The organism is Mycobacterium sp. (assembly GCF_032159565.1).
Taxonomy (GTDB): Bacteria; Actinomycetota; Actinomycetes; order Mycobacteriales; family Mycobacteriaceae; genus Mycobacterium.
This window is the reverse complement of record NZ_JAVHWR010000177.1, coordinates 43,520-53,808: the sequence shown is the minus strand read 5'-3', so window position 1 is coordinate 53,808 and position 10,289 is coordinate 43,520. Positions and strand designations below refer to the sequence as shown.

Annotated in this window: 13 protein-coding genes; 4 read left to right on the top strand and 9 right to left on the bottom strand. The window is 66.7% G+C overall.

Annotated features, from left to right (window positions below):
* Both QOC76_RS23910 and QOC76_RS23905 read left to right on the top strand, forming a co-directional pair.
* Nucleotides 1-964: DsbA family protein (locus QOC76_RS23910; RefSeq protein ID WP_526361083.1), on the top strand; the 964-nt coding region annotated here is incomplete at its 5' end.
* Nucleotides 957-2,093: an XdhC family protein gene (locus tag QOC76_RS23905; RefSeq protein WP_526361081.1), complete on the top strand. Its 1,137-nt coding sequence runs from the start codon at nucleotides 957-959 to the stop codon at nucleotides 2,091-2,093. The genes QOC76_RS23910 and QOC76_RS23905, both read left to right, overlap by 8 nt.
* Here QOC76_RS23905 and QOC76_RS23900 read toward each other — a convergent pair.
* Genes QOC76_RS23900 through QOC76_RS23890 form a run of 3 tightly spaced genes read right to left on the bottom strand, consistent with a single transcriptional unit; the run spans nucleotide 2,090 to nucleotide 3,707 of the window.
* Complete coding sequence (locus QOC76_RS23900; protein ID WP_526361079.1) at nucleotides 2,090-2,764, bottom strand: VTT domain-containing protein; 675 nt, start codon at nucleotides 2,762-2,764, stop codon at nucleotides 2,090-2,092. The genes QOC76_RS23905 and QOC76_RS23900 overlap by 4 nt on opposite strands.
* A 55-nt stretch (nucleotides 2,765-2,819) precedes the next feature.
* Complete coding sequence (locus QOC76_RS23895) at nucleotides 2,820-3,260, bottom strand: hypothetical protein (protein WP_526361077.1); 441 nt, start codon at nucleotides 3,258-3,260, stop codon at nucleotides 2,820-2,822.
* Nucleotides 3,261-3,284: 24 nt separating this feature from the next.
* A complete protein-coding gene (locus QOC76_RS23890) occupies nucleotides 3,285-3,707 on the bottom strand; it encodes a hypothetical protein (protein WP_526361075.1) in 423 nt (140 codons plus the stop codon).
* A 185-nt stretch (nucleotides 3,708-3,892) separates the two neighbouring features.
* Here QOC76_RS23890 and fbaA point away from each other — a divergent pair, with 185 nt between their 5' ends.
* Entirely contained in the window at nucleotides 3,893-4,930 is a 1,038-nt protein-coding gene (gene fbaA, locus QOC76_RS23885; RefSeq protein WP_526361073.1) for a class II fructose-bisphosphate aldolase, read from the top strand.
* On the opposite strand, the gene QOC76_RS23880 is transcribed toward fbaA, so the two are convergent.
* Nucleotides 4,927-5,586, bottom strand: a complete 660-nt coding sequence (locus tag QOC76_RS23880) for a hypothetical protein (RefSeq protein ID WP_526361071.1) — start codon at nucleotides 5,584-5,586, stop codon at nucleotides 4,927-4,929. The two genes, fbaA and QOC76_RS23880, sit on opposite strands and share 4 nt — an antisense overlap.
* A gap of 105 nt (nucleotides 5,587-5,691) precedes the next feature.
* Nucleotides 5,692-6,534, bottom strand: a complete 843-nt coding sequence (locus QOC76_RS23875) for an Rv0361 family membrane protein (RefSeq protein ID WP_526361069.1) — start codon at nucleotides 6,532-6,534, stop codon at nucleotides 5,692-5,694.
* A gap of 92 nt (nucleotides 6,535-6,626) precedes the next feature.
* Between QOC76_RS23875 and QOC76_RS23870 the strand changes: the two genes are divergently transcribed.
* A complete protein-coding gene (locus QOC76_RS23870) occupies nucleotides 6,627-7,043 on the top strand; it encodes a DUF3151 family protein (RefSeq protein WP_526361067.1) in 417 nt (138 codons plus the stop codon).
* A gap of 2 nt (nucleotides 7,044-7,045) precedes the next feature.
* Here the strand turns inward: QOC76_RS23870 and QOC76_RS23865 are convergent, their stop codons facing one another.
* From QOC76_RS23865 to QOC76_RS23850, 4 genes are read right to left on the bottom strand one after another with little or no spacing between them, the layout of a single operon-like run.
* Nucleotides 7,046-7,939, bottom strand: a complete 894-nt coding sequence (locus QOC76_RS23865; protein WP_526361065.1) for a cation diffusion facilitator family transporter — start codon at nucleotides 7,937-7,939, stop codon at nucleotides 7,046-7,048.
* A 45-nt stretch (nucleotides 7,940-7,984) separates the two neighbouring features.
* Complete coding sequence (locus QOC76_RS23860) at nucleotides 7,985-8,764, bottom strand: site-2 protease family protein (RefSeq protein ID WP_526361063.1); 780 nt, start codon at nucleotides 8,762-8,764, stop codon at nucleotides 7,985-7,987.
* A 30-nt stretch (nucleotides 8,765-8,794) separates the two neighbouring features.
* Nucleotides 8,795-9,607 (bottom strand): SDR family NAD(P)-dependent oxidoreductase, encoded by an 813-nt coding sequence (locus tag QOC76_RS23855; RefSeq protein ID WP_526361061.1) that lies wholly within the window; start codon nucleotides 9,605-9,607, stop codon nucleotides 8,795-8,797.
* Between the two features lie 4 nt (nucleotides 9,608-9,611).
* Entirely contained in the window at nucleotides 9,612-10,166 is a 555-nt protein-coding gene (locus QOC76_RS23850) for a hypothetical protein (RefSeq protein WP_526361087.1), read from the bottom strand.
* Between the last annotated feature and the right edge of the window lie 123 nt (nucleotides 10,167-10,289).

The window sequence follows — 10,289 nt, the reverse complement described above, 5'->3', positions numbered from 1 at the left end:
ACGACTCCAGACAGAGTTCGGGCCCTATGTGTCGTTTCTGATCCTGCCGCTGTTCGCCTTGGCCAATGCCGGGGTGCGGCTGACCGGAGAGACGATGTCGGCCGCGATGCGGTCGCCGCTGACGTGGGGGATCGTCGGGGGCCTTGTCCTCGGCAAGTTCATCGGCATCACCAGTGCGACCTGGCTCGTTGCGCGGCTCCGCTGGGGTGCGCTGGCCCCGGGCCTGACCCTGCGGCGGATCGCAGGAGGAGCTGCACTGTCCGGGATCGGTTTCACCATTTCGCTTTTCATCATCGACATCGCGATCTCTGATCCGCTACGCCAGGACGAGGCCCGGGTCGGCGTGCTGCTCGCCTCGCTGCTGGCGTTCCTGCTCGGCTGGGCCATCTTCGCGATCACCGACTGGCTCAGCCCGCCCGAGCCTGTCGGGCTGAAGTTGGTTCGCCCCGTCGATCCCGAGCGTGACCACATCCGCGGCGACCCCGACGCTCCGCTGACCCTGGTCGAGTATGGCGATTTCGAGTGCCCGTTCTGCAGTCGTGCCACCGGGTCGATCGATCAGGTTCGCGAGCACTTCGGCGACGAACTGCGCTATGTGTGGCGGCATCTGCCGTTGGAGCGGGTCCATCCACGCGCGTTGGATGCGGCACGGGCCAGCGAGGCGGCGGCGCTGCAGGGCAAGTTCTGGGAGATGGCCGGAATGCTGTTCGAGCATCAAGACAACCTCGACTGGTCCGACATGTACCGCTACGCCGCCAGTGTCGGCTGCGACATCGAACAATTCGACAAGGACGTCCGCGTGCACGCATCGAAGCTGCTGCACCGCGTGCAGGACGACGCGCAGGACGCCGAGGTGATGGACCTGAACTCGACGCCGACGTTCTTCGTCAACGGCAGGCGGCACAAGGGGCCGTGGGACGCCGCAAGCTTGATCCGCGCCTTGGAGGCGGGCCGAGATGCGTGACGTACTGGCCGAATTGCTCGATATCTGGGAAGCGGGTGGCACCTGCGGAATCGGCACCGTCGTGCGCACCTTCAAGTCGGCGCCTCGACCGCCGGGCGCCTCGATGGTGGTGGCGCCGGACGGTGCCGTCAGTGGTTCGGTGTCGGGAGGCTGCGTGGAGGGCGCTGTCTACGAGCTGGCCAACGATGTTGTGCGCGAGGGCGTTCCGCGTCTCGAGCGCTACGGAGTTTCCGATGACGACGCCTTCGCCGTCGGGCTGACCTGCGGCGGCGTCATCGACGTCTTCGTCGAGCCGGTTTCGCGCAGCACTTTCCCTGAGCTCAAGGCGGTGGCCGAGGACATCGCACGACACCGTCCGGTCGCGGTGGCCACCGTCATCGCGCATCCCGACGCGGACTGGGTGGGACGCAGGCTTGTCGTCGGATCGGACTGGACCCGAGGCACTTTGGGCTCGTCACGCGCCGATGCCGCGATCGCCGATGACGCCGCGGGCCTGCTGGCGGTGGGCCTGAGCGAAGTACTGACATACGGGCCGGACGGTCAGCGGCGCGGGGCGGGCATGGAGGTGTTCGTGGCTGCCTACGCGCCGCGGCCACGGATGCTGATCTTCGGTGCTATCGACTTCGCGGCCGCGTTGGCACGACAGGGCTCGCTGCTCGGCTATCGGGTCACCGTCTGCGACGCCCGCCCGGTGTTCGCGACGCGGGCGCGGTTCCCGACCGCCGACGAGGTCGTCGTCGAATGGCCCAACCGTTACCTCGCCGCACAGCACGGGGCCGGCGCCGTCGATGGCCGCAGCGTCATCTGCGTGCTCACCCACGATCCCAAGTTCGACGTTCCGCTGCTGGAGGTCGCGCTGCGACTGCCGGAGGTCGGCTACCTGGGTGCGATGGGTTCACGACAAACACATGAGGACCGGATGCGCAGGCTGCGTGAGGCGGGTGTGACGGAGTCCGAGTTGTCCCGGCTGGCGAGCCCGATCGGTCTCGATCTCGGTGCGCGCACCCCTGAGGAGACGGCGGTGTCGATCGCCGCGGAGATCATCGCCCGGCGCTGGGGCGGCGGAGGCCGCCCGCTGACCGAGGTCGACGGCCGGATCCACCACGAAGGCGGCCGGTGGCCTGACTAGTCTTCGGCCGCCGCGATCTGCCGGGCCGCGCGACGCCGCTTGTACCACTCGATGAACATCGGGGCCACGGACGCGAGCGCGATCAGAATGACGATCGGCTCCAGCAGCTTCTGCACCGTTTCGAACTGGCCCAGCCAATATCCCAGTAGCACCAGTCCGACGCCCCACACGACGGCGCCGAGAACGTTGTAGGCCGTGAACACCCAGTAGCGCATTGCAGCGGCGCCCGCGGTGATCGGCGCCAGGGTGCGCACGATCGGCACGAATCGGGCGATGACGATCGCGAACGGGCCACGCTGCTCGAAGAACACGTGTGCCTCGTCCAGGTACCGCTGCTTGAGGAAGCGCGCGTTGGGCTTGAACATCGAGGTACCGATGAACCGGCCGATCCAATAGCCGACCTGACCGCCCGCGACGGCCGCGATCGGAACGAAGACCAGCAGCTGCCACAGCTCGAAGTTGGCGTTGACGGCTTCACCCTGTGCGGCGGAACCGGCAGCGAACATGCCCGCGACGAACAGCAGCGAATCGCCTGGCAACACGGGAAACAGCAGCCCGGATTCGACGAATACCACCACCAGCAGGCCGACCAGTGCCCAGACACCGAAATACCCGAGGAGCTTGATCGGGTCCATGAAGTCCGGCATCAACATCACCGTGGTGCTGGTCATGGCTCACAAGATACCGGCGCACCCTGCGCCGACGGCCAACGTGCAGGTCAGCGGATCACGACAGGGGAGAGACGCCCTTGAAGTGCAAGGTGCCGCCCCAAGCGCTCACGTAGCCGACGTTGCAGCCGCCCTCGACGCCCTCGGCCTGCACTCCGACGGTGTGGCTGCGATAGCTGGGGAGGTCGAACGGACGGGTGCTCTGCCCCGGTCCCACCTGATCGGCTCCCACCTCCTGACCGTCGACGATGATGTGCGCAATCATGTCCGAGCAGTGATTGCCGTTGGCGCTGAACGAGACGCTCGGAGCCATCACCGCCCCGACGGTCGCACTCGGAACGGTTGTGCACAGCTGCGTCTGCGGCTGCGGACAGTTCGGCACCTCGATGTAGTTGTCCTGCGTGAACGGCTTCGCCGACGCGGGAGAGGCGAGCGCCAGCCCCGCGCATGCGATGGCCGCCGTGATCACGCCGGTCCTGGCGATGTGTATCCGTGTCATGGTCGTTGGTCCTTTCTCAACTGCTCAGTTCTTGTAGGGGATTTCCTCGATCTGAAGATGGCCTTCCCACCCCATCAGGGACCCGGTGTTGCAGCCTCCATCGATGCCCGTCGCGTGCAGCACGACCGATGCGCCCATACCGGTGTTCTCGATCTGGTAGGTGGCTGTCGACTGGCCGGGCCCGAGCCTGTCGCGCCCGAGGACCCTCATCGGGCTTCCATTCGGAACGGCCGTGACCTGCATGAAGATGTCGGAGCACATGTCGTCCGACGATGTGAACGTGATACTCCACCCGGCGTTTTCCCGGCCCTGCACGAGAGCCCGTGTCAAAACGCCGCCATCGCAACTCTGCAGCGGGTCGCCGTTCGCCGCGCATGGCATGTAGACGTACTCGGCGGCGGCGGAGCCCGCCAGACCGACCGCAGCGAACGTGGTTGCCGCGATCACGGCTGCACAGCGCAAGGCCGTACGTGTTCCAATATGCGACATCCCCATGGCGGTCCTCTTTCAGCGGTCGCGGCGTTGCTCCCGGCGGTTTCCACACTAGGGAGTGCGAGGACAATTTGAATCGGGTGTTTCCCTACTCTTCTTGAGATACTGCGCAGACAGCCGCCCCAGCGAGAGGAACTCCCATGCCCATCGCCACGCCCGAGGCCTACGCCGAGATGCTGGCCCGTGCCAAGGAGCACTCATATGCCTTCCCGGCGATCAACTGCACCTCATCGGAGACGATCAACGCAGCGCTGAAGGGTTTCGCCGATGCGGGCAGCGACGGCATCATCCAGTTCTCGACCGGCGGCGCCGAGTTCGCCTCCGGGCTCGGAGTGAAGGACATGGTCACCGGCGCGGTGGCGCTCGCGGAGTTCGCCCACATCGTCGCCGAGAAGTACCCGATCACGGTCGCGTTGCACACCGACCACTGCCCGAAGGACAAGCTGGACACCTACGTCCGGCCCCTGCTGGCGATCTCCCAGAAGCGGGTGGCGGCCGGCGGCAACCCGCTCATTCAGTCGCACATGTGGGACGGTTCGGCGGTGCCGATCGACGAGAACCTGACGATCGCCAAGGAACTGCTGAAGGAGGCGGCCGCCGCCAAGATCGTGCTGGAGATCGAGATCGGCGTCGTCGGCGGCGAGGAGGACGGCGTCGAGGCCGAGATCAACGAGAAGCTCTACACCACGCCGGAGGACTTCGAGAAGACCATCGAAGCACTCGGCGCGGGCGAGCACGGCCACTATCTGCTGGCCGCGACATTCGGCAACGTGCACGGCGTCTACAAGCCGGGCAACGTCAAGCTGCGCCCCGACATCCTGGCGCAGGGGCAGAAGGTGGCCGCCGCCAAGCTCGGATTGCCTGACGATGCAAAGCCTTTCGACTTCGTCTTCCACGGCGGCTCCGGCTCGCTGAAGTCGGAGATCGAGGAGTCGCTGCGCTACGGCGTGGTCAAGATGAACGTCGACACCGACACCCAGTACGCGTTCACCCGCCCCGTCGCGGGCCACATGTTCGCCAATTACGACGGCGTGCTGAAGATCGACGGCGAAGTCGGCGACAAGAAGGTCTACGACCCGCGCAGCTATATGAAGAAGGGCGAGGCCTCCATGTCGGGGCGGATCGTCGAGGCGTGCAACGATCTGCACAGCGCGGGCCGGAGTATCAGCGCGGGCTAGTAGTCGATACTCGTTTCGGTCTTGGCACCGTTGTCGCAGGTAACGGTCACGGGCCAGGCCCGCAACAGTGGGACCGCGGGTATGAGCTTCACGTCGGCGGTGGAGTTCGCGTTGAGGGTGAAGTCGCGGTCATAGAACTCCGAGTCGTAGTGGCATTTCGACGTCTTTCCACTGTGGTCTGTCACGTGAATGATGATCCCGCTTATGACGGGCTCGCCCACCACATCGGGCCCCGCAACGGTTGCCGCCGTGGTGCATGTCAGCGGGCCTCCGGTTGCCCACGTCAGCGGGGTACCTGCGACGCTGCCGGTGGCCCTGCCGTCCTCGCCCACGTCACCGCCGTAATGACGTTCGTCGTTGGCGCCGTGGATGAATGTCAGCTCGACGTGACCGTTCGGCGCGATGCCGCCCTGAAGGGCGCCCGGGGTGCCCTCCCCGCCGGGAGGTCCGATGGTGGTCGGTCCGTCGACGTTGGCCCCGTTGGCGGCGAACGACATCGACGAGCCGTCGCTGATGTTGATGTTCACCACTGCGGGAAAGGTGCAGCCGCTGGGAGGGGCTGCGTACGCGGCGGGAACCGGGACGGCCACCAGCCCCGCGACTAACGCTGCTGCGGCGATGAGCGGCGGCCTCTTGGCCGGTATGGATCGGGACATGTGAACGAGCCCTTCGTTTGCGCACCGAGAACATCTCGTTAGGCAAACGCTAGCCAGCCGGATACCGCTGAAAAATAGGGTGTTTCCCTACATTTACCGGTCCCATTAGCTATTGGGAGCCTGGCAGATCTTCCATTGGTCGTCGCGGAACTGCAGGTCGAAACTGCGGGTGGACCGAGTCTGCGGCGCATACGCCATGAACGTCGTCACGTTGGCCTCGGCGTGGTCGCCGTTCACCACGACCTGGTCGATGCTGGCCACCACCGGATACTGCTTGGCCGCGGCCACCCGGGCGTGAGTGTCGGCCCACGCCCGGTCGTCATAGTTGACGTAGCTGTCGCGGGTGGCGCCGCAGGTGATGCTGCGCAAGGTGGCCAGGTCGCCGTTCTGCACGGCGACGTCGAAGTTCTGGATGGTGGTGCGGACCATGTCCTGCTGCGACTCCTTCGAATCGGAGTCGCGGGTCAGCAGCAGCGTGCCCAGTATCGCGACGGCGGCGAGCGCCGCGATCACCAGGATCAGCGCCACCACCCATCCCCAGCTGCGACGACGGCCCGGCGGACTCGGTGCGTCCCCGCGCCCCGGGATCATTTGTGGCGCAACCGATTTGCCGGACGAGATGGGCTGGGTAGGCGTCGAAAAGACTTCGGTGGCGGGGTCGGGAGGCCTTTCGATGAATTTCGTCGCCGACGAGTCCATCCCGGACGGCGCGGTGTACCGCCGTTCGGCGGGCTCCTCCGGCTGCGTATCGGGCTCCAGCGCACCGGTGTCCTCCACCGGCATCACTTCGGTGGGGTGCTCCTCGACGATCGGCGCCGCTTCGGCGCCGACTACCGGAGCCGCCTCAGTTGGGGCGCTGTCCTCGGTTGTCGATGCGTCATCGGCCGGTTCGCCGGTTGATTCGACGGCCGGCTGGTGTCCCTGGCCGGGCCCTGATGGGTTCGACATCCCTGCAGCGGTCCTCCCGTGACGCGAACTGGCTGTCGGCTCGGCCGACGGTCTCTGTATCGAGCTTAATTGCCCCACGGCACAATAGGCCTATGACGCGTATGGGTGATCTTCTGGGACCGGATCCGACTCTGCTGCCCGGCGATCCCGCCGCCGAGGCGGAACTCGATGCCGACGAGAAGCCCGCGATCGTGGCCGCCGCCCATCCCACCGCATCGGTGGCGTGGGCGGTGCTCGCCGAGCGTGCGCTGGCAGACGACAAGGCCATCACCGCCTACGCGTACGCCCGCACCGGCTACCACCGCGGCCTCGACCAGTTGCGCCGCAACGGGTGGAAGGGGTTCGGACCGGTTCCGTATTCGCATGCGCCGAATCGCGGCTTCCTCCGTTGCGTCGCCGCACTCGCGAAGGCCGCGGATGCCATCGGCGAGTCGGACGAATACTCCCGCTGCCTCGACCTGCTCGACGACTGCGATCCGAGCGCCCGCGCCGAACTCGGCGTCGGCTAGCTCTACCAGCTCGTTTCGCAGTGGCAGTCGCTCGCGGCGTCGGGCGGCTCGACCTGGACGGTCGCATGTTCCAGACCGCGGGCGGTGAGCACCGCCTTCGCCTCGTCGAGGACCTTCGCCGAGTCGGCTGTCGACGTCAGGTGTGCGGTCACCATGTCCTTGCCGGGAACCAGCGTCCACACGTGCAGGTCGTGCACCTCGGTCACGCCGTCGACCGCGCACAGTGCGATCCGCAGCTCCGCAACGTCGATGTGGCGCGGCGAGTTCTCCGAAAGGATGCGCAACGCCGCCCGCGCGAGCGCGATCGCTCGCGGCAGTACCCACAGCGCGACGAACACCGCGACCACGACGTCGGCGTAGGGCCACCGCGTGGTGACCGTGACGATTCCCGCGATCAGCACGCCGATGCTGCCGACGGTGTCGGCGACGACCTCCATGTAGGCGCCCTTGACCGCGAGGCTCTGCCCGGATTGTGAGCGCAACAGCAGCACCACGATCGCGTTGGCGATCAGGCCGGCGAGCGCGACGACGATCATCGGCACACCGGGGACGTCGGGCGCATCGCCGAGCCGCACGAACGCCTCGTAGAGGATGAAGACGGCGACGAACAACAGCAGCACCGCGTTGGCCACCGCGGTGAACACCTCGGCGCGATGCCAGCCGTAGGTTCGCTTGGCGGAAGCGCTGCCGTGCCGGGCCAACAGCACCGCGGTCAGGCCCATGAACATGGCCACCAGGTCGGTGAGCATGTGGCTGGCGTCGGCCAGCAGTGCGATCGAGTTGATCAGCAGCGCGGTCGTCAGCTCGATGACGAAGAAGACGGACAGGACGGCCGCCGCGATGATCATCCGGCTGACGCGGGTATCGCCACTTCCGTGGTTGTGGCCCGCACCCATATCTTCAATGTATGCGCAACGACGCATATGTCGCAAGGCGCTGCTTTACAGCCAGGCCGACCAGAACCGGGTGAGGTTGAAGCCGAGGCCGATCAGGCCGCTGTTGACCCCGGACAGGTCGAAGAACCAGCCCACCACCGCGAAGAAGTACCGACTGAGCGGCGTCGCGATGAACAGCACCAGGAAAATGAAGAACGCCCACTGCTTGGCGGGCTCCAGTGCCCGCCGCGTCTCGGGGCTCAGGTGCGGTTCGAGTGCGCCGTAGCCGTCGAGTCCGGGTACCGGTAGGAGGTTGAGCAGGGCTCCGGTGATCTGCAGGAAGCCCAGAAACGCCATGGCGGCCCAGAACACCACATGTTCGGGGTTGTAGAACAGCCGCGTAGCCACCAGCAGCAGCACCGCGAGCACCGCGTTCATGAACGGCCCGGCGAGGCTGACGATCGTCTTCTGCCTGTCGGTCATGAACGACGTCCGCACCCACACTGCGCCGCCGGGCAGGCCGATGCCGCCCAGCAGAGTGATCAACACCGGAAGTATCAGGGAGAGCATGGGATTGGCGTACTTGAACGGGTTGAGCGTCAGATAGCCGCGCACCGCGATGTCGTGGTCGCCGTACCGCCACGCCGTGAACGCATGGCCGAACTCGTGGAAGCACAACGACACGATCCAGCCGGCGATGACGAAGACGAATACGCCCACGTAGGCCAGCGGCGTACGCGAGGACTCGGCCAGCCAGGCCAGCACCGCTCCGGCCGCCGTGACCGCGACGACGATCAGGAACATCGGGCTTGGCCGCACCGATTGGTGAGCCGGACGGATGGTCACCTCACGAAACTACCGTGGCTCTATTGCTCCTCACGTCCGCGGCCAGTCGCATTCCGTCAATTCGGCCGACAGCTTCCACAGCCGGTTCGCGGTCTCCTGATCGCACGCCTTCTTCAACCGCCTGGTCACCCGCGGCTTGCCGAATTGCTTGAATACCGGCGCCAGATACGTCGCGGGCGGCAGGTCGCTCGTCGCGCCGATGATGCTCGAGCGCGCCGCGGACTTCGCGCTCTGTGGGAAGTTCCGCAGCAGGCTCAGACCCGCGGACCAGCGGAGGAACCCCGTGCTGTACCGCACGATGTTGGTGTCGGCGCCGCCTGGATCGACCACGATCGCCCGCACGCCCCTTCTGGCCAGTTCGTCGGTGAACAGCATCACCGCGAGCTTGGACTCACCGTATGCGGCCCACTTCGAATACGGGCGGGCATGCCAGTTCAGGTCGTCCAGGTGCATCCGGCTGAACATGTGGTTCATGCTCGTCACCGAGACGACCCGGTCTGAGATCCGGTCGCCGAGCAGGCAGGTCAACGCGAAGTGGCCTAGGTAGTTGGTGCCCATGTGCGTCTCGAACCCGTCCGCGGTGCGGGTCAGCGGCAGGCCGAGCACGCCTGCGTTGTTCACCAGCACGTCTACCGGCTCCACCGAGTCGGCGAACTTGCGCACGCTGGTCAGGTCGGCCAGATCGAGATGGGCCACCTCTACGTCGCCCGCCATGTCGGCCGCTGCCCGCTCGGACTTCGGTACGTCGCGCGCCGCGATCAGCACGCTGTGTCCCGCGGCGGCCAGCGCCGTCGCCGTTTCCTTGCCGACACCGCTGTTGCCGCCGGTAACGATCATTCGCACGGGCCTATCTCACCAGCAGCCAGCCCTGTGTGTGGCGAAAAAAGGTAGATCGGCGAACGATTCTGCCGCCGGGCACACCGTCGCGCACCGCTACGGCGCCCGTCGCGCCCAGCTGGGCGGCCCGCCCGGTCACCCAGCGCCGTCTGCCTGGGCGAATAACGCACGCCCGGAGGCCGGGCATGGACCCGGTCGGCTCGATCCGAACGCCGACGACGGCACCGTCGAAGAGCTGCGTGTCGTCGACGACCGCCTCGCCGCGCAGCGGTGCGTCGTCCTCGCCCCGCCATTCCGCTGCGCCGACGATGACGTGGCCGCTGTCGTCGCGGATCAACGGCACCCGCCTGGCGCTGCCGCGGCGTGCGCGCCGTGCCGCCCATGATCCGGTCGCGTGGCCGACCTCGACATCGAGCCGGTCGGTGCGCATCAGCCGGGTCAGTACCGCGGCCAGATCGGCATCGGAGCCCACCACGATGAGCCGACTGCAGTGCCCGGCAGCGGCGTCGATGTCGTCACGGCCGTCGGCCTGCCGGATGGGGAGACCGGCCAGCGGGGGCGGCAGTCGTCGGCCGCCGAACAGCAAAACCACGCAGCTGCGGCCGACATCATCAGCGATCAAGGCGGCTCCTCGCAGGTCGAAGGGACCAAGTCGGATACAGTGGCTCACCGGCTGGATCACAATAAG

Excerpts from the sequence above, each read along its gene's own strand:
- QOC76_RS23905 (WP_526361081.1), top strand. The coding sequence starts at position 957 with ATGCGTGACGTACTGGCCGAATTGCTCGATATCTGGGAAGCGGGTGGC.
- QOC76_RS23900 (WP_526361079.1), bottom strand. The coding sequence starts at position 2,764 with ATGACCAGCACCACGGTGATGTTGATGCCGGACTTCATGGACCCGATC.
- QOC76_RS23895 (WP_526361077.1), bottom strand. The coding sequence starts at position 3,260 with ATGACACGGATACACATCGCCAGGACCGGCGTGATCACGGCGGCCATC.
- fbaA (WP_526361073.1), top strand. The coding sequence starts at position 3,893 with ATGCCCATCGCCACGCCCGAGGCCTACGCCGAGATGCTGGCCCGTGCC.
- QOC76_RS23880 (WP_526361071.1), bottom strand. The coding sequence starts at position 5,586 with ATGTCCCGATCCATACCGGCCAAGAGGCCGCCGCTCATCGCCGCAGCA.
- QOC76_RS23875 (WP_526361069.1), bottom strand. The coding sequence starts at position 6,534 with ATGTCGAACCCATCAGGGCCCGGCCAGGGACACCAGCCGGCCGTCGAA.
- QOC76_RS23870 (WP_526361067.1), top strand. The coding sequence starts at position 6,627 with ATGACGCGTATGGGTGATCTTCTGGGACCGGATCCGACTCTGCTGCCC.
- QOC76_RS23865 (WP_526361065.1), bottom strand. The coding sequence starts at position 7,939 with ATGGGTGCGGGCCACAACCACGGAAGTGGCGATACCCGCGTCAGCCGG.